This is a genomic window from Pseudomonas sp. B10(2017), assembly GCF_002113295.1.
GTDB classification, from domain to species: Bacteria; Pseudomonadota; Gammaproteobacteria; order Pseudomonadales; family Pseudomonadaceae; genus Aquipseudomonas; species Aquipseudomonas pudica.
The window spans coordinates 1-19,231 of the sequence record NZ_NEJU01000017.1 but is presented as its reverse complement, the minus strand read 5'-3'; the positions used below and the strand labels follow the sequence as shown (position 1 = coordinate 19,231).

Annotated in this window: 11 protein-coding genes; 9 read left to right on the top strand and 2 right to left on the bottom strand. The window is 64.3% G+C overall.

The window, feature by feature from the left end; genetic code table 11:
• Positions 1-40 precede the first annotated feature (40 nt).
• Both phnX and CAF92_RS19350 read right to left on the bottom strand, forming a co-directional pair.
• On the bottom strand, positions 41-868 hold the full coding sequence (phnX, locus tag CAF92_RS19355; protein WP_046615903.1) for a phosphonoacetaldehyde hydrolase: 828 nt from the start codon (positions 866-868) through the stop codon (positions 41-43).
• 33 nt (positions 869-901) lie between these two features.
• Positions 902-2,008: a 2-aminoethylphosphonate--pyruvate transaminase gene (locus tag CAF92_RS19350; protein ID WP_046615904.1), complete on the bottom strand. Its 1,107-nt coding sequence runs from the start codon at positions 2,006-2,008 to the stop codon at positions 902-904.
• Between the two features lie 112 nt (positions 2,009-2,120).
• Here CAF92_RS19350 and CAF92_RS19345 point away from each other — a divergent pair, with 112 nt between their 5' ends.
• The 9 genes from CAF92_RS19345 (at position 2,121) to CAF92_RS19305 (ending at position 18,870) form a co-directional block, all read left to right on the top strand.
• Positions 2,121-2,984 (top strand): LysR substrate-binding domain-containing protein, encoded by an 864-nt coding sequence (locus CAF92_RS19345; protein WP_046615905.1) that lies wholly within the window; start codon positions 2,121-2,123, stop codon positions 2,982-2,984.
• Between the two features lie 57 nt (positions 2,985-3,041).
• The gene (locus tag CAF92_RS19340; RefSeq protein WP_085601645.1) at positions 3,042-4,064 is read left to right on the top strand and encodes an AraC family transcriptional regulator; all 1,023 of its coding nucleotides are present in this window, start codon (positions 3,042-3,044) and stop codon (positions 4,062-4,064) included.
• Positions 4,065-4,142: 78 nt separating this feature from the next.
• Positions 4,143-8,645, top strand: coding sequence for an NEL-type E3 ubiquitin ligase domain-containing protein (locus CAF92_RS19335; protein ID WP_085601644.1), 4,503 nt, complete (start codon positions 4,143-4,145; stop codon positions 8,643-8,645).
• Positions 8,646-8,764: 119 nt separating this feature from the next.
• Positions 8,765-13,192, top strand: a complete 4,428-nt coding sequence (locus tag CAF92_RS19330) for a dermonecrotic toxin domain-containing protein (RefSeq protein ID WP_085601643.1) — start codon at positions 8,765-8,767, stop codon at positions 13,190-13,192.
• A 122-nt stretch (positions 13,193-13,314) separates the two neighbouring features.
• Positions 13,315-14,961, top strand: a complete 1,647-nt coding sequence (locus CAF92_RS19325; RefSeq protein WP_085601642.1) for an acyl-CoA synthetase — start codon at positions 13,315-13,317, stop codon at positions 14,959-14,961.
• A gap of 13 nt (positions 14,962-14,974) precedes the next feature.
• The gene (locus CAF92_RS19320) at positions 14,975-15,742 is read left to right on the top strand and encodes an SDR family NAD(P)-dependent oxidoreductase (RefSeq protein ID WP_013971831.1); all 768 of its coding nucleotides are present in this window, start codon (positions 14,975-14,977) and stop codon (positions 15,740-15,742) included.
• An 11-nt stretch (positions 15,743-15,753) separates the two neighbouring features.
• Positions 15,754-16,947 (top strand): acetyl-CoA C-acyltransferase, encoded by a 1,194-nt coding sequence (locus CAF92_RS19315; protein WP_085601641.1) that lies wholly within the window; start codon positions 15,754-15,756, stop codon positions 16,945-16,947.
• Between the two features lie 8 nt (positions 16,948-16,955).
• The gene (locus CAF92_RS19310) at positions 16,956-18,083 is read left to right on the top strand and encodes an acyl-CoA dehydrogenase (RefSeq protein ID WP_046615912.1); all 1,128 of its coding nucleotides are present in this window, start codon (positions 16,956-16,958) and stop codon (positions 18,081-18,083) included.
• Positions 18,084-18,096: 13 nt separating this feature from the next.
• Positions 18,097-18,870 carry an enoyl-CoA hydratase gene (locus CAF92_RS19305; RefSeq protein WP_046615913.1) on the top strand — a complete coding sequence of 258 codons (774 nt, stop codon included), beginning with the start codon at positions 18,097-18,099 and terminating at the stop codon, positions 18,868-18,870.
• Positions 18,871-19,231 lie beyond the last annotated feature (361 nt).

Genomic DNA, 19,231 nt, shown 5'->3' with positions numbered 1-19,231 from the left:
CGGGCCTTGCTGGGGCTGCAAAGCAGCCCCCATGGCCGGGTCAGGATGTTTGTGGCATCTCACCCTTGGCCAGGCGCCGGTTGATGTCGGCGATCACTTCGGGCAGTTCGTTGATGGTGTCGATCAGGTAGTGCGGCCGGGAGCCGGCGAACAGGGCGTGGATGCGCTGGCGCTCGCTTTCCAGCTTTTCGGCGCTCAGCGCGCGATAGCCTTCCCAGGTCAGCCCCAGGGCATTGCCCGAGCACACCAGAGCCACGGTCCACATGCCGGCGCGGCGGCCTTCGAGAATACCTGGTACGGTGTCGTCGACCTTCACGCACGCCGCCACATCGTCGATACCCAGCGCGATCACGTTGGCCAGGGCCTGGGCCGGCCATGGGCGGCCGTTCGGGGTTTCGTCGGTGGCCACCACATGGTCGGCCACATAGCCGTTTTGCGCGGCCAGCTCCACCACCTTGTCCATCACCACCTTCGGGTAGCCCGAGCAAGAGCCGATCTTCAGGCCTTCCTGGCGCAGGCCGGTGAGTGTGTCCAGGGCGCCAGGGATCAGCGCCGAGTGCACGGCGATCTTTTCGATCTGCAGCGGCATGAAGCGGTTGTAGATGGCGGTGACATCATCGTCGGTCGGGGTACGGCCGAACACCTTGCGGTAGCGCTCGGCAATTTCTGGCACATCGCACAGAGTGCGGATGTGGTCCCACTTGCCCATGCCCATTGGGCCGCGGGCTTCTTCGATGGACACCTGCACATCGAATTCGGCAAAGGCTTCGACAAAGATCTGGGTCGGGGCGAAGGAGCCGAAGTCGACCACGGTGCCGGCCCAGTCGAGGATGGCGGCTTGCAGCTGGGTGGGGTTGCTGTAGTTCATGTGCGCTTGTTCCTGAATTGGGTGGGCAAAGGGTCAGATGTCCAGCACTTCCATTTCCCGCAGCACCTCGGCCACGGCATTCACGGCGGCCTGCATGCCATCCGCTCCGACCACGCCGATGCAGCCGACACGGAAGGTTTCCACCTGGGTCAGCTTGCCCGGGTAGAGTATGAAACCCTTGGCCTTGACCCGTTCGTAGAAGTCCTTGAACTGGTAGCGGGGATCGTTCGGTGCGTGGAAGGTGACGATGATCGGCGCCTGGATCTCGGCAGGCAGGAAGCTGCGCAGGCCGATGGCGGCCATGCCATCGAGCAAGGTCTTGCAGTTGTCGGCGTAGCGCTGGTGGCGCGCTGGCAGGCCCCCTTCCTCGTTGTATTGCTGCAGCGCTTCGTGCAGGGCTGCGACCACGTGAGTCGGCGGGGTGAAGCGCCACTGGCCGGTCTTGGCCATGTAGGTGTGCTGGTCGTGCAGGTCCATGGCCAGCGAATGGGCATTGCCTTCGGCTGCGGCCAGGGCGGTTTTCTCGGCGAACACGAAGCCCATGCCAGGTACCCCTTCCAGGCATTTGCCGGAGGCGGCAATCAGCGCCTCGAAGGGGATGGCGCGGGCATCGATCGGCAGTGCGCCGAACGAGCTCATGGCGTCGATGATCAGGCGCTTGCCGTGGCCTTTGACCACTTGGGCGATCTCGGGCAGCGGGTTGAGAATACCGGTGCTGGTTTCGCAGTGGATCAGCGCGACATGGGTGATGGCGGGGTCGGCGGCCAGCAGGCGGTCGACGTCGGCGGCGGTGGTCGGCTGGTCTTCGGCAGTTTCGAAGGTGCTGTAGGCACGGCCCAGCACTTTGCATATCTTCGCCAGGCGCTGGCCATAGGCGCCATTGATCAGCACCAGGACCTTGCCATCACGCGGCACCAAGGTGCCGATGGCCGCTTCCACGGCGAAGGTGCCGCTGCCTTGCAGGGGGACGCAGTGGTGGCTGGCGCTGCCGTCGATGATGGCCAGCAGTTGCTCGCAGACACTGGCAGTCAGTTGGTTGAAGTCGCGGTCCCAGGAGCCCCAGTCCACCAGCATTGCTTGGCGGGTGCGGATTGATGTGGTCAGGGGACCTGGGGTCAGCAGAATCGGGGCGTTGCTCATTCCGTTATTCCTCACAAGCGGTGGGCTGAAACTACGGGGCCTAGGTTGCAATTGGCGCTGTCATCAATCAAATTGTTTGTTGTTATTCGAGCTATAAGTCAGGCCGATAAATATGAACCTGTTCCAGTTGCGTGCCTTCGATGCCGTGGCCCGTGAGGGCAGCTTCACCCGTGCCGCCGCACGCCTGTTCATCAGCCAGCCGGCAGTGACCGGGCACGTGAAGGCGCTGGAGGAGCACTACCAGATCACCTTGCTGCGGCGTACCGCGCGGCGGGTGGAGTTGACCGAAGAGGGCACCCGCCTGGCGGCCATCACCCGCGCCATGTTCGGCCTGGCCGAAGAGGCGCAGGCCATGCTCGAGGCCAACCGCCAATTGCTGACCGGGCGCCTGGAGGTGGCGGCCGATGGCCCGCACCGGGTCATGCCGATGCTGGCGCTGCTGCGCGAGCGCTACCCGGGCATTACCGTCAACCTGCGCCTGGGTAATGCCCAGGAAACCTTGGCGGCATTGCTCAGCGAGCATGCCGATGTGGCCGTGCTGACCGAGATCGAGCCGCGCAAAGGCCTGCATTTGCAGAACCTGTGCGAGTCGCGGTTGTGCGCCTTGCTGCCGGCGGGGCATGCCTGGGCCAACGGCGATGGCGACTTGCCGCTGGCTGAGCTGCACCAGCAGATCATGGTGTTGCGCGAACCCAGCTCCACTACGCGGCGCACCTTCGACAAGGCCTGCAGCAAGGCCGCCGTGCAACCTCGGGTGCTGCTGGAACTGGATAGCCGCGAGGCGGTGACCGAAGCGGTGGCCTCGGAGCTGGGCATTGGCGTGGTCTCGTCCACCGAAGTGGCCAATGACCCGCGGGTAGTGGCGCGGCCACTGGCCGGTGACGGCCTGGTCAACCAGCACCTGATCGGCTGCCTGGAGCGTCGCCGCGAGCTGCGCCTGATCCAGGCGTTTCTCGGCCTGGCGGCGGGGCTGTGATGGCTGTTTTCAGCGGGGCGGCCTAAGATGGCCGGCATTGAGCCGACAGGACTGTCGATGAGCGAGAAAGACACCATTTCCATGCAGCTGGTGCGCGAGGCGCTGTTGCAGACGTGCCCCGCCGGCGAGCCCGATACCGGCTTGCTGGCCCGGGCGGGTATCGCCGTCGAACAGCTGCACCTGCCAGCGGCTCGAGTCAGCGCCGAGTCCTATGCCCGGCTCTGGCGTCTGCTGGCGCGGCGCTGCAACGATGAGTTCTTCGCCATGGACCCGCGCGGTCTGCGCAGCGGCAGCCTGGCGTTCATGTGCCGCGCCAGCATGGGCCAACCGAACCTGGGCGCCGGCCTGGAAACCGCGCTGGCGTTCCTGTCACTGATGCTTGAAGACCTGCAGCCAAGCCTGGTGCGCCAGCAAGGCCTGGCCGAAATCGTCATCAACGAACCGCGTGACACACCGCGCCGCGCTTTCACCTATTTCACCTTCTGGATGATTGTGCACGGTGTGACTTGCTGGCTGGCCGGGCGGCGTATCCCTATCCTGGCCATCGATCTGCGCTGTGCCGAGCCGCCGTTCTGCGATGACTACCGGGTGATGTTTTCGGAGAACCTGCAGTTCGAGCGCCCGCGTACGCGCATGATCATCGCTGCCGACTGCCTCGAGCTGCCGCTGCGGCGCAGCGAAGAAGAACTGCAGCGCTTTCTGGCCGAGGCGCCGGGCAACATCCTGGTCAAGTACCGTGACCCGGCCAGCCTCGGGCGGCGCATTCGCACCGATCTGCTGCGCCTGGACCCTGGGCAGTGGCCCGACGGCGACAGCCTGGCGCGCCAGTTGTGCCTGTCACCCTCGACCCTGCGCCGACGGCTGGCCGAGGAGGGGCAGAATTACCAAGGCCTGAAGGACAGCGTGCGACGTGAGCTGGCGATTGCCTGGCTGAGCCAGGAAGATGCGGCCATGGGCGAAATCGCCGAGCGCCTGGGCTTTGCCGACAGCAGTTCGTTCTACAAGGCGTTTCGCAAGTGGTTCGGCTGCAACCCCGGGCATTACCGGGCGCTGGTCCTCAAACGCGGCAGTGGCGGCTAGGGAACCACGCCTTCCCGCTGTCGGCCGCCGCCGCTGGCGAGCATCGTGACAAGTCGATCACTGATCAGGAAATCGACCATGTCTCAACCTGCCGTGCACCCCAAGTTGCTTCACCCCGCCGAAGACTTCATCGCGCAAGGCTTGCCAGCCTGGCTGAAGGCGGCCAAGCCAAAGCAGCTTGCCATGCTGCAGCTGCGTTTCAACGCCTATCTGGCGAGTCAGCGGCAAATGGCAGGCTTCGCCGACCGCCTGCAGCCTCTGGACCGTTTTGCCAAGCAGCTGCTCGAGCCTGCCTTGCGCCAGGACAGCCAGCTGAAACTGCAGGTTGACCTGGACAAGCTGGTGTGGCGTGAAACACGCGCACGGCTGGATGTGAGAGCAGGATTGATCCCTGATTATCAACCGTACTTTGTGCGCATGCCGGCCTTGCAAAAGCTGTTGCAGAATTTCAAGGCCAACGAATCTTTCTTTCTCGGCACTGCCTTGACTCTCCCGCAGGCCCATCAGGCCGAGCAGGTGGTAAGCGAAGACTTCGATCGGATTGTCAGCCTGTGCCGTGAGGTGGATGTCGGCAGCGCCTATCAGCGGCACCTGGCGCAGGTGTTGACACCTGACTTTGAGAAGGCCCTGACCACCGACCGGCGTCTGGAACTGGCCGTGGCGGTCGAGATCGCGGCCATCAAGCAGCAGCTGGATCCGGAAGACCTGCTGGTGCTGCGTATCGCGTGCAAGGATGAACCCGCCGTGATCGATGGGCCGGTGCAGCTGGAGATCGGCGCGCTGCAGGTTCTTGGCTGCCGGGTGGACGGCGCGGTTGCCGTTGAATTGATCGAGCATTCCCAGTCCACGTTTTCCTTTGGTGTACCTGGGCGCTTGAAAAGAGTGATCCTGTACACCCCTGACGATCAGGCGCAACCCCTGCGCGCGTTCACCAGCTGGGATGAGGCGAACCGGGTCCTGGCCACGGCGATGGGCAACCAAGACTATCGACAGGCATTCGTGCGGCGCATCGCCTTGGGTGATCGCGCCACTTGCGAGCAGGCCCTGGCCACCCGCTTGCAGGATGCACAGCCTGACCTGGAACCTCGCAGGGTGGTGGAAGCGGGGGATGGTTTCGCGTCGATGGCCGCCTGGCATATGCGGCGAATCAAGGCCGATGCCCGCTTCCTTGCGGTGCCCACTGCCCAGGCCGATGACGCGGCTTCGGAGCAGCGCCTGGACGAGCTCAAGAGCGCCGGCCTGGTATTGCTCAACCTGGCGGGCCTTTTTGTGCCGGTCATCGGGGCTTTGTTGGTGGCGGACCTGGCCAGGCAACTGTTGACCGAGACTTTCGAGGGCGTGCGTGACTGGCAGCTGGGCCATCAGCATGAGGCTTTGGCGCATATGCTCCGGGTGGCCTTCAGTGTGGCAACCACGGGGGCGGTGGTCGTCGGTGTCCATCTGGCCCGCAGCGCATTCGTCGAAACCCTGGAGCCGGTCATCACCGAAGATGGCCGGCAACGGTTGTGGCGCAATGAGCTGGCGCCTTATCAGGAAACTACGCCGCCAGTACAGCTGACGGAGCTCGACAACGGCTTGCTCGCAGAGGGTACACGCCATTGGTGGCGGTTGGATGGTGCCTTGTATCGGGTAAGGCAAACCGCCAATGGCGCTTGGCGCTTGCTGCATGCCGAAGGCGACGCGGCGTTCGGGCCGGTGCTGGAGCGCTGCTCTGCGCGTGGCTGGCGGCTGGCTTATGAGCGGCCATTGGAATGGCAGGGTGCTGCACTGTTGCTTGGGCGGCTTTGGCCGACAGCGACCGCGATGGACGCTGAGCGGATGGAGCAGGTGCTGACGGTCGCGGATGTTGACGAGGCCTACCTGCGTGGCCTGCTGGTGGAGCGGCGAAGGATGCCGGTGCAGCTGCGCGATACCTTGCAGCGCTTTGCCGTGGACGCGCGCGCGCAGGCCTTTTTCAGCCGGTTGGAAGCGGGGGAGGCCAATACCGATACCGAGCTGTGGCAATGGTGCATCGAACGGTTGCAACTGCAGGGTGAAACCCTCGAAGAACAGGCGCTGTCGATCGGTGACGCGGCAATCGAGTTGCGTGAAGCAATGCTCGAGCACTTCTCCAGGCTTTACCTGGCCGACGACCCGCTGCTGGGATTGATTCAGCGAGACTTCCCGACGCTGCCAGACGCCTATGCCCTCGATGTGCTCGAGCAGGCCACCGAGGCTATGCGCTTGCGCATGCAAGCAGAGTCTCGCTTGCCGCTGGCGTTGGCTGAACATGCGCGGGCGGCCCTGCAGCTGGCGCGCCTGACGCGCATGCGCGAAGCGTTGTACCTGCAAGGCAGTTACCGGCCGGAAGTGGTTGCGCTGGCTTTTGCCCTGCTGCGTTGGCATGGCCCCGGCACTGGAGATTTCAACCTGATATTGCGCCGTAACCCGTATGCCGGGGCGGCGATGGAACGGCTGTTCGCTGAGACCGACCTTGAGCATGCAGTGGTGCTGGTCAGACGGCAGGGGCGCTTCCAGCTCTACAACAGCAGAGGCTTGCCGGATGAGCGCGAGGTCGCCGAGCCCCAGGGGCTGTTCGAAGTGCTGGCTGCTTGCCTGCCCGTGGAATACCGGGTGCGACAGGGATGGGATGGCGCCGATGCGCCGGCCAGAATTCGCAAGCAGATGCAGGCCTGGCTACCCCGTGACCGGCAGGCTGTGCTGCGCCTGCTCGGCTGGCGGGAGACAAGGCCCATGGCATCGCCCATGCAGCGTTTGGCCGATGGCCGACTGGGCTATCCACTGGGGGGCTGCCAGTCGTGCATTGGCTCGCCTGAGCGCGTGGTGCGGCAGCGGGTGCGCGCCTTGTACCCCGGTATTGGAGATGTCGGTGTCGATCGCTATATCCAGACTCTGTTGGACATGCGTGGGGGCTTGTTCGAGAATTTGCTGCGTGTCGAGCAGGAATACCGTCGCTTGGATGACAGCTTGCTGGCCTGGGTTGCAGAGGGGGCGGGCAGCGCCAGCCGCGCACGTCGACGAGTCGCAGATTCGTTGCGGCGTGCCTGGCAGATGCGCAGTGATCGCTTCGTCGGGGCTATCGGCAATGATGCGATGCTCAGCCTGAGCATCGTCGCCGTACCGGTCGGCGGCCTGCCCGTGTTGCCGGTCGGGACGGACTTCTCGCACGTGTCGGAATTGACCCTGTCAGCGCTCGGTCTGGACGCCATCCCGTCGGGGTTCCTCGCCTGCTTCCCGGATCTGCTGTGCCTGGACATGAGCGACAACGCCTTGCGTGCGCTACCTGAGGGGCTGGAGCGGTTGACCGCCTTGCGCCAGTTGCTGATGCCGCGTAACCGTATTCGTATCTCGGCGCCACAGGCCAATGTGCTGACCGGCCTGGCGCTCTTGCGTTCGCTGGACCTGAGTGACAACCCGCTCGGCAACATCAGGCTACAGTTCGATCGGCTGCCCAGCCTGCGGATTCTGCGTTTGAACCGCGTACAGATGACAGCGCTGCCCTCGGGCCTGGAGTGGTGTGGCCTGTTGGTGTTCGCCGATCTTCGCAACAACCAGATAGCCGAGTTGCCGGCAGCCTTGTTCCAGGCCCCGCTGCAGTTGCGCCGTGCCATGCACCTGGAGGGCAATGCGCTGGCAGTGCAGGATCTCGAGCGCCTGTATGGCGCCGAACGCCTGCTGGCCTCGCCCCGCCCGCAACGGCACGCCTCTGCCCGGGAAGAATGGCTGCAGACCCTGGACCCAGCGGTGCGGCAGGCGCAGGAAGGGAAATGGAATGCGCTGAATGCCGAGCCCGGCAGCTTGGCGTTCTTCGAGCTGCTGAGGCAACTGACGACCACGGCCGAATTCAGCAAAGCATCGGCCGAACTCGGGTTCAGGGTATGGGCAATGCTGGATGCGGCCCATGCCGATACCGCCACGCGCATGGCGCTGTTTGACCTGGCAGCCGAGCCCACCACCTGTGTGGACAGCGTTTCCACCTTGTTCAGCCGCCTTGAGGTGCGCATGCATGTCGAGCAGGCCACCCGCGGTGGTGACCCGATATCGACCCGCGCGGCACGCTTGCAGTTGGCCAAGCGGTTGTTTCGCGTGCACTGGGTAGAGAAAATCGCCCGACGCGAAATCGACGCCCGCTACCAGGATGGACGCTGGAGCCGAGGCGGCCACGATGAAGAGGAAGTGGAGGTCAACCTTGCCTACCTCAGCGGCCTGGCCCAGCGCCTGGACCTGTTGGGCCAGCCGCGCCATATGCAATTTGGCAGGCTGGCCAACGTGTCGCCGCTGCAACTGGAGGAGGCTTGCAAGGAAGTGCTGCAGGTGGAGGCGGGCGAGCAACGTATCGTGTTCATCAGTGAACGTGATTTCTGGTTGCCAGTACTTCGAGCAGAGCATCCTGACGACTTCGAAGCCCTGGAAACGCAATTCACCGTTCGGCTGGAGGCATTGGACGAGCAAAGAGAAGCCTTGACCAGTGACGAGTACTGGAACCTGAGCAATGCCCTGCGCGATGAGCGCGAGCAGGCCCTGGCCAGTCTTGCCCAGCGCCTGACGCGCGAAGCGATCATGGCGCCAAAGGTGCAGTGACAACGCTTCACGGGCGGCACACGGTGTGCCGCCCCGTTTCTATCGCAGGGGTTCCCTCTGCGCAAGCACCGGCAGGTTGTACACCATGCTTGGCTCTCGCAGCCATCCAGGGACCTGCAATGCCCCGCGAATCACAAGCCCCACAGCTCGCCTCTGTGTCTTCCAACCACTTGCACGACGGTTTCATCGGTGACCGATTGCCTGCCTGGCTCAAACAGGCCACGCAGAGCCAGGTCCGCGCCTTGCGCGAAAGCCTGGACGCCCATCATGCCACCCAGGCCAGGTTGCGCGGGATCACCCTGGCGTTGCCGTCACCACGGCAGTTTGCCGAACGGCAATTCGCCAGTTTGTTGCGCGAGCCGCTGCCGGGCGACGTAGCGTTCTGGCAGTTGGAGTGGCTGGAGGTTTCCCATCGTTTCTCGTCCACGCTGGGTGCTGAGCCGCAATTTCCCACTTACGGGCAACGTCGTGAGAACGGCTTGTTGCGCCTGATGCGCAACTTTGCCGCCAGCAACGATTTCTACCTGGGAACCGGGTTGGTCGCCCCGGGGCAGGAACGGGTACTGTCGCGGGGGACCGATGAGCTGGTCGAAGCTTGCCGCAAACTGGACGCCGGGCGCCTGTATCAGCAGGAGCTGGACCGCACATTCGATGCTGCGGCACTGCGCGTCCTCAGTGAAGACAAACGCTCCGGGCTGCGCCTGGCCGTGCAGGTAGCTGCGCTGAAAGGCGAGATCACCGAGCCGGTAAAAGAGGCATTGCACGCTTTGGTGGATAAACCCGCGGGCCATCAATCCGCTGGCCTTACTGGCCATCCGGGCCTGCTCGAAGCCCTCGGTTGCCCAGTGGCAGATGGTGTATGGATTCAACTTCGTGACATACATGGGCAAACGCAGGGCGGCGTGCTCTACCTGGCCAGCGACCCGGTCCAGGCGTTGCGATACTTTGACAGCCAGGACTCGATCAACCGCGCGCTGGTGGCAGAGCTGCGCCACGAACCCTACCGCCAGGCGTTCAGCCAGCTGATAGGCCTGGGTCAACGTGCCGGGTTCATGCACAAGTTGCGGGCACGCCTGGAGGATGACCAGCCGGACCTGGAACTCGATGGCAGCGTGCCGCAGCATGACATCTTTCAGGCGCTGGCTGCACACCAGACAAACCGGGTGAAGCAGGATGGCCGCCTGTTGCTGGTGCCGACCGCCGATGCCGATGAAGCCGCGTCGCGTGAGCGGCATGAGGCGTGGAAGGCCGCCGGTTTCGATGTGCTCAACCTGGCTGGTCTGTTCATTCCGGTGGTGGGCGGTTTGCTACTCGGGCAACTGGTGGCCCAGGCCCTCTCGGAGGTTTTCGAAGGTGCTCAGGATTGGTCGCGAGGCCATCAGCACGAAGCGTTGGAGCACATGCTCGGGGTTGCCGAGATACTGGCGGGCACCGCCGCAACGGTAGCGGGTGTCACTATCGTGCGCAGCGCGTTCGTCGCGGCGCTGGAGCCGGTAAGGCTCGCCAATGGGGCGGGGCGTTTGTGGTCCCGAGATCTGGCAGCCTTTGCCTCGATCCCTGAAACGACCACCTTGGGTGCGGACGGGGCTTATGTGGATGGCGAGCGCCGCTGGATGAAGGCAGACCGAGTTTTCTACGAGCTTCATCGGCCTGACCCTGATGGCCCTTGGCGCCTGCGCCACCCCAGCCGCGCAGAGGCGTACGGCCCGGTCGTGCTGCACAATGGAGAACGTAGCTGGCGCTTGATGCACGATGAGCCACAGGGTTGGCGCGACCCTGCGAAAATGCTCGATACCCTTTGGCCGCGCGATCAACCGTTCGATAGCCAGCAGGCGCAGCAGATCTTGCGCATGGCCGGCATCGATCAGGACGAACTTCGCGGGCTGCTGGTGGAAAACCGGCGAACGCCCGCCACCTTGCGGGAAACCCTAAGGGCATTCGATGCCGATGCCCGAATCGACACGTTCTTTCGCCACCTGGAACACGACACTGTCTCTGATCAGGACCTGCAGTTGCTGGCCTGGTGCGAGGCCCGAACGGGCAGCAAAAAAGGGCGTGCCGCGGTGCTTGCGGACCGGCCAGCGTCGAGCGACCTGCTGTTCGCACGGCTGACAGGCCTGCCCGAATCGGCGGAGCCTTTGCTCAAGCCGCTGATGGCGGTGGGGCTGCCGGAACCCTATGCGCGCGATCTGGCCGATGGAGCAAGTCACGAGGCTCGCCAGGAGTTCGTCAGTGGTGGGAAGTTGCCGCAAAGCTTGGCCACCCAGGCCAGGTCGTTGTGCTCGGTGGCGAAGGTGAGCAGGGCCCTGGCAGGGCTTTATCTACCGAGCGCGTACAGCAACGAAACGGGCATGCTGGTGTTGGCATTGCTGAATGTCGAGGCCATTGAAGCGTTCAGCCTGGCGTTGAGCAATGCTGCTGCGGATGCCGTGGCGTTGAAGCGCATCGGTTCGCTTGGCGACGCGGCCGAGCAGCGGGTGCTGGTGCGTGAGCAAGGGGTCTTTGCCTTGTATGACGGGCAAGGCCGAAAACTCGCGATGCAGCCACCTTCCTCGGATATATTCCAGGCCGTGCTGGCCGCGCTCGAATCGCGCAACCTGCTGGGCCGGTTGGGCCTTGCGGAGAATGCCGATGCCCAGCGCTTGCGCGAGAAGCTCATGGTGCACCTGGGTACCCATGGGGAAATCGCCCACATGCTGGGCTGGGCGCCGACGGAGCGTTGGTTCAACCCCGGCCAGCGCCTTGCCGATGGCCGCGTCGGTTACCTGCTCAGCGGGCGCGCGTCACCGCTGACCACCCCCAGGGACCAGCTGCGGGCCGGCCTGAGGCGATTCTTCCCGGGGCTGGGCGATTCGCTGGAAACGCAAGTTGACCGCTGGCTGCTGCAGAATGTGCCGGTCGCCGATGCGCTCATGGCGCTGCAGGACGATTTTGAGCAGTTGAACCGCGCGCTCAATCGCTGGGTGTCGGCTGCACTGAGTGACACATTGCGGGCCCGGCGGCAATTGTTCGCCGAACGACTGCTGCGTGCCTGGCAGGCGCTTGGCGACCATGTGGTGGTCGACAGTGACGGCAAGCGCCAGGGGCTGCGCCTGGTCCTGAATGATCTGCCAACGGATTCGTTGCCTGTCTTGCCCGCGGCTGTCGATTTCTATCACGTCACCACCCTGGTATTGAGCGAGACGTCTATCGGGGTGGTGAACGAGGAGTTTCTGCGCGCATTCACCTACCTGCAGGAGCTGGACATGAGGCACAACCAGCTGCTGCGTTGCCCGCGCGGGCTAGGCTACCTGACCAACCTGCGCCGGTTGCGCCTGGGGCATAACCGCATTCGCCTGGATGCCCATGCCATCGAAGCCTTGAACGGGTTACCGCTGCTCAGTCACCTCGACCTGAGCCATAACAGCCCGCTTGGGGTTTACGAAATGCGCTTCCATCACCTCCCTCATCTGGTCGAGCTGAATTTGCGCCGCTGCGGGCTAAGCGAATGGCCAAGAGGGCTCGAGCTGTGCGGCTTCCTGCAACGAGCCGACCTGCGTGACAATTTCCTGAGGGGTGTACCTGACGGCGTGCTGGCCATGCCGCTGGAGTTTCGCCAGCGTATCCTGGTCGATGGCAACCGCCTGACCATGGCCGATTACGGCAAGCTCTATGCCTTGGCGCCGCTGCTGGAGGAACCGGAGGCGGCGATTGGCCGCGCCTGGTGGGTCGGGTCCGATTCCGCCAGCCCTGAGCGGGGCGAGCTTTGGGACCGGCTGAGCACCCAGGACGAAAATGCCCGCTTGTTCGATTTGCTGGAGCTTTTGCAAGGCCTGTCGGACTTCAGCTGGCCCAAGTCTTATCTGTTGCGCATGGGCTGGCAATGCCTGTCGATCATGGAGACAGACGCCGAATTCGCTCGCCAGGTGCAACTGGCGGCAGCCGGTGCGGTAAAGGATGACAACGGTGCCATCGAGCTGTTCAGCCGGCTGCTGCGTCTGCATGCCGAGCGCGACGCGGCTGGCGATGGCGCCCAATCTCGTGGCCCGAGGTTGCTGGCGTTGGGGCGCGCCTTGCAGCGCCTGGACCGCCTTGACGAGTATGTCGAGGCCGAGCGGCAGAACCTCGAAGGCTTCGCCGAACCGGCAGTACTGGCGACGCTGGCAATGCGCTACAGGGTGCGCTTGCGCACCAGGCTCAGGTTGCCTTTCCAGCCAGCCAGAATGCGCCTCAGGGCGGCCGACGTAGGGCTGAGCGAGCATCGGCTGCAGTCGGCAGAGGCGGCCGTGGGAAGGGCGGACGCTCTCAATGATGTAGTGGCCGACCTGTGCACGCGCGCGTTCTGGCAGCGCTTTGTGCAGCAGTACTTTGCGCGGCCGTTCAGTGACCTGGAGCAACTTGGCGGTGAGCAGCGGGCGGCACTGGCGGCACGGCGTGGCGAGTTGGGTGAAGCACAGTACCTGAATGAGATACAGGCGCTGGATGCACAGCTGCGGGTCGATCGGCTGGCGTTGCGACTGCAACTGACCCGGCACTACGTGATCAGTCTGGAGCGCGCACCGGGCTGATGGCCACAGGCCAAACCGGTCATCCAGTTTGACAACTTAGGCCATTGCCGCGACGCCAACGCGGCGCGAACATCGTCGGACCGATGGTTCAACTCCAAAAACAAGAAACCAGGAGTCCGACGATGCGCGATTACACCGAGGCCGCTCGTGCGTTCGACCATGGCCAGGCTGTTGCTGCGGCGCTGCATGGCAACCTCGAAGCTCTGAATGCCTGTGTCGAATGTTGCGACCGCCATGCCGGTAAGGGCAAGACCGCACTGGTCTGGGAAGACCGCAACGGCAACAGCGCGCGGTTGAGCTTCGATCAGTTGCAGGCCCTGGCCGCCCGTTTCGCCAATGTGCTCCAGGCACAAGGCGTGGGAGCCGGTGACCGGGTTGCCGGCCTGATGCCTCGTACCCCCGAACTGCTGGTCACCATCCTCGCCACCTGGCGTCTCGGTGCTGTGTATCAGCCACTGTTCACCGCGTTCGGCCCCAAGGCCATCGAACATCGCCTGGAGCAGTCCCACGCCCGCGTGGTCGTCACCGACAGCCACAACCGCGCCAAGCTGGACGATGTGCACGCCTGCCCGACCATCATCACCGTCAATGCCCGCAGTGGCGAGCTGGACTTCCAGCAGTGCCTGTACGATGCCGCAGACAAATGCGAGCCGGTCATGCGCTCGGGCAACGACCCGTTCCTGCTGATGTTCACCTCCGGCACCACCGGCCCGGCCAAACCGCTGGAAGTGCCACTGCGTGCCATCGTCGCGTTCCAGGGCTACATGCGCGATGCCATCGACCTGCGCCCAGCGGACAACTTCTGGAACCTGGCCGACCCGGGTTGGGCCTATGGCCTCTATTACGCAGTCACTGGCCCGCTGTCGCTGGGCCATGCCACCACCTTCTACGATGGCCCGTTCAGTGTTGAAAGCTGCGCGCGGGTGATCGACAAGCTGGGCATCACCAATCTGGCCGGCTCGCCCACCGCGTATCGCCTGCTGATTGCCGCCGGGGATGACTTCTCGGCACCGATCAAGGGCCGCCTGCGGGTGGTCAGCAGTGCCGGTGAACCGCTCAACCCGGAAGTGATCCGCTGGTTCGCCGACGAACTGGGCGTGACCATCCACGACCACTACGGACAGACCGAACTGGGCATGGTGCTGTGCAACCACCATGGCCTGCAGCACCCGGTACACCTCGGCTCGGCCGGCTTCGCCATCCCCGGGCATCGCATCGTGGTGCTGGACGAGCAGGGTAACGAACTGCCCGCCGGCCAGCCGGGTATCCTCGCGGTCGACCGTGAGCAGTCGCCACTGTGCTGGTTCGCGGGCTACCACGGCCTGCCGACCAAAGCCTTCGTCGGCAAGTACTACCTCAGCGGCGACACCGTCGAGCTGAACCAGGACGGCAGCATCAGCTTCGTCGGCCGCAGCGACGATGTGATCACTACCTCCGGCTACCGGGTCGGCCCGTTCGACGTGGAAAGCGCGCTGATCGAGCACCCAGCGGTGATCGAAGCGGCAGTGATCGGCAAACCGGACCCGGAGCGCACCGAGCTGATCAAGGCCTTCGTGGTATTGGCCAGCGGTTACCTGGGCAGTGCCGAGCTTGAGGAGGCTTTGCGCCAGCACGTGCGTCAGCGCCTGTACGCCCACGCTTACCCAAGGGAAATCGAATTCGTCAGCGAGCTGCCCAAGACCCCGAGCGGCAAGCTGCAACGCTTCATCCTGCGCAACCAGGAAGTCGCCAAACAACAAGCGCAACAGGCCACCCCTGCCAGCGCCTGAAAGGAAACCGATCATGCAAATAGCCAACAAACACTTCATCGTCAGCGGTGCCGCCTCCGGGCTCGGTGCTGCTACCGCCCAGATGCTGGTCGAGGCCGGCGCCAAGGTCATGCTGGTCGACCTCAATGCCCAGGCCGTCGAAGCCAAGGCCCGCGAGCTGGGCGAAAACGCCCGTTTTGCGGTCGCCGACATCAGCGACGAGCAGGCCGCCCAGGCGGCGGTGGATGCGGCTGTCAGCGCCTTTGGGAGCCTGCACGGGCTGGTCAACTGCGCCGGTATCGTCGGTGCCGAGAAAGTGCTGGGCAAGCAGGGCCCGCATGGCCTTGCCAGCTTTGCCAAGGTCATCAATGTCAACCTGATCGGTAGCTTCAACCTGCTGCGCCTGGCCGCTGCGGCCATGGCCGAAGGGGCTGCCGATGAGGGGGGCGAGCGCGGGGTGATCATCAACACCGCTTCCATCGCCGCCTATGACGGCCAGATTGGCCAGGCCGCCTACGCTGCTTCCAAAGGCGCCATCGCCAGCCTGACCCTGCCGACCGCTCGCGAACTGGCGCGCTTCGGCATCCGAGTGATGACCATCGCCCCGGGCATCTTCGAAACGCCGATGATGGCCGGTATGACCGAGGAAGTACGCGCCTCGCTGGCCGCCGGCGTGCCTTTCCCACCGCGCCTGGGTCGCCCGCAGGAATATGCCGCGCTGGCCCGCCACATCATCGAGAACAGCATGCTCAACGGCGAGGTGATCCGCCTCGACGGTGCACTGCGCATGGCTGCCAAGTAAGGAGAGCGAACATGACCCTCGCCAATGACCCGATCGTTATCGTCAGCGCCGTGCGCACGCCCATGGGCGGCCTGCAGGGCGACCTCAAGAGCCTGACCGCGCCGCAGCTGGGCAGCGCCGCCATCCGTGGTGCCGTGGAGCGCGCTGGCATCGATGCCACCAGTGTCGAGCAGGTGCTGTTCGGCTGCGTGCTGCCGGCAGGCCAGGGCCAGGCACCGGCGCGCCAGGCCGCGCTGGGCGCCGGGCTGGACAAGCACACCACCTGCACCACCCTGAACAAGATGTGTGGTTCGGGCATGCAGGCGGCGATCATGGCCCATGACCTGCTGCTGGCCGGTACCGCCGATGTGGTGGTGGCCGGTGGCATGGAAAGCATGACCAACGCACCGTACCTGCTGGACAAGGCCCGTGGCGGCTATCGCATGGGCCATGGCAGGATCATCGACCACATGTTCATGGACGGCCTGGAAGATGCCTACGACAAGGGCCGCCTGATGGGCACCTTTGCCGAAGACTGCGCCCAGGCCAATGCCTTCAGCCGCGAAGCCCAGGACCAGTTCGCCATCGCCTCGCTGACCCGCGCCCAGGACGCCATCAAGAGCGGTCGCTTTGCTGCCGAGATCGTGCCGGTCGAGGTCATCGAGGGCAAAGAGAAGCGCGTCATCAAGGACGACGAACAACCGCCCAAGGCGCGCCTGGACAAGATCCCGCAGCTCAAGCCGGCCTTCCGCGAAGGGGGCACGGTGACTGCCGCCAACTCCAGCTCGATTTCCGACGGTGCCGCGGCACTGGTGCTGATGCGCCGCTCCGAGGCCGACAAGCGCGGCCTCAAACCGCTGGCGGTGATCCACGGGCACGCCGCCTTTGCCGACACCCCGGCACTGTTCCCGACCGCGCCGATCGGCGCCATCGACAAACTGATGAAACGCACCGGCTGGAACCTGGCCGAGGTCGACCTGTTCGAGATCAACGAGGCCTTTGCCGTGGTCACCCTGGCGGCCATGAAACACCTCGACCTTCCGCACGACAAGGTCAATATCCATGGCGGCGCCTGCGCCCTTGGCCACCCGATCGGCGCTTCCGGCGCACGCATCCTGGTGACCCTGCTGTCGGCCCTGCGCCAGAACAACCTGCGCCGTGGCGTGGCGGCCATCTGCATTGGCGGTGGCGAGGCCACGGCCATGGCAGTCGAATGCCTGTATTGAGGTGAACCATGCTGGTAACTGACGAGCAACAACAGATCGCCGACGCGGTACGCGCCTTTGCCCAGGAGCGCCTGAAGCCGTTTGCCGAGCAATGGGACAAGGAACACCGCTTCCCCAAAGAGGCCATCGACGAGATGGCCGAGCTGGGCCTGTTCGGCATGCTGGTGCCGGAGCAGTGGGGCGGCAGCGACACCGGCTACGTGGCCTATGCCATGGCCTTGGAGGAAATCGCCGCCGGTGACGGCGCCTGCTCGACCATCATGAGCGTGCACAACTCGGTGGGTTGTGTGCCGATCCTGCGTTTTGGCAGCGAGCGGCAGAAAGAGCAGTTCCTCACCCCGCTGGCCAGCGGTGCGATGCTCGGCGCCTTCGCCCTGACCGAACCGCAGGCTGGCTCCGACGCCAGTAGCCTAAAGACCCGTGCACGTCTGGATGGCGACCACTACGTGCTCAATGGCAGCAAGCAGTTCATCACCTCCGGGCAGAACGCCGGGGTGGTGATCGTGTTCGCCGTGACTGACCCGGACGCGGGCAAGCGCGGCATCAGTGCCTTCATCGTGCCCACCGATTCGCCGGGCTACCAGGTGGCGAGGGTCGAGGACAAGCTCGGCCAGCACGCCTCCGATACCTGCCAGATCGTTTTCGATAATGTGCGCGTACCGGTGGCCAACCGTCTGGGCGCCGAAGGCGAGGGGTACAAGATTGCCTTGGCCAACCTCGAAGGCGGCCGCATCGGCATCGCCTCGCAGGCGGTGGGTATGGCCCGCGCGGCGTTCGAAGTGGCGCGCGACTACGCCAACGAGCGGCAGAGCTTCGGCAAGGCGCTGATCGAACACCAGGCGGTGGCCTTCCGCTTGGCCGACATGGCGACCAAGATTGCCGTGGCCCGGCAGATGGTGCTGCACGCCGCCGCGCTTCGCGATGCCGGGCGCCCGGCGCTGGTGGAAGCGTCGATGGCCAAGCTGTTTGCCTCGGAAATGGCCGAAAAGGTCTGTTCGGATGCCTTGCAGACCCTGGGCGGTTATGGCTATCTGAGTGACTTCCCGCTGGAGCGGATCTACCGCGACGTTCGGGTTTGCCAGATCTACGAAGGCACCAGCGACATTCAGCGCATGGTCATTGCGCGCAATCTTTGAAGGAGCAGACTGCATGGCATTCGAAACCATCCTGTTGGATATCCACGGCAAGGTCGGCCTTATCACCCTCAACCGCCCGCAGGCGCTGAACGCGCTGAATGCGCAGATCGTCGGCGAGATCAACCAGGCCCTGGACCAGCTCGAACGCGATCCGAACATCGGCTGCGTGGTGCTGACCGGTTCCGCCAAGGCCTTTGCCGCTGGTGCCGACATCAAGGAAATGGCCGAACTGCAATACCCGCAAATCTACGTTGACGACCTGTTCAGCGATGCCGACCGCATTGCCAACAGGCGCAAGCCGATCATTGCTGCAGTGTCCGGTTTTGCCCTGGGCGGTGGCTGCGAGCTGGCGATGATGTGCGATTTCATCCTGGCGGCGGACAATGCCAGGTTCGGCCAGCCGGAAATCAACCTTGGCGTGTTGCCGGGCATGGGCGGCACCCAGCGCCTGACCCGTGCGGTGGGCAAGGCCAAGGCCATGGAACTGTGCCTGACCGGTCGCCTGATGGGGGCTGAGGAAGCTGAGCGTGCTGGCCTGGTGGCGCGTATCGTGCCGCAGGCGGAGCTGGTGGAAGAGGCGCTGAAGGTGGCCGCGACCATTGCCAGCAAGTCGATTCCGGTGAGCATGATGGTCAAGGAGAGCGTCAACCGTGCGTTCGAAGTCACCCTAAGCGAGGGTGTGCGCTTCGAGCGGCGGGTGTTCCATGCGGCGTTTGCTACCGAAGACCAGAAAGAGGGAATGGCTGCGTTCATTGCCAAGCGCGAGGCGCAGTTCAAGGACCGCTGATTGGAATCGGCATTGCAGTTGCCGTTGCCGTTGCCGTTGCTTTCGCTTTTGCTTTTGCTTTTGCTTTTAAGCGCGCAATAGTTCAGGCGCCGCCGATTGCGACTTCAGGAGGCCGAGCGGAGGGACTGCGGAGGGAGGTGACGGGCATGGATGCCCGTCAAGCGCTGAGGCCCCATGGATGGGGCCTGCAGCGCGTACTCCCGGGAGCAGGCCCGTAGCGAGGGAACCCCGGAGCGAAGCGGAGGGGCCGGATGATGGGAGCCAGCGTTTTTTGGTTACTTTTTGTCGCGTTTGACAAAAAGTGACCCGCCGTAAGGGCGGAAAGGTGAATAAGCGCCACCTTCGAAAATGAATGTTGACC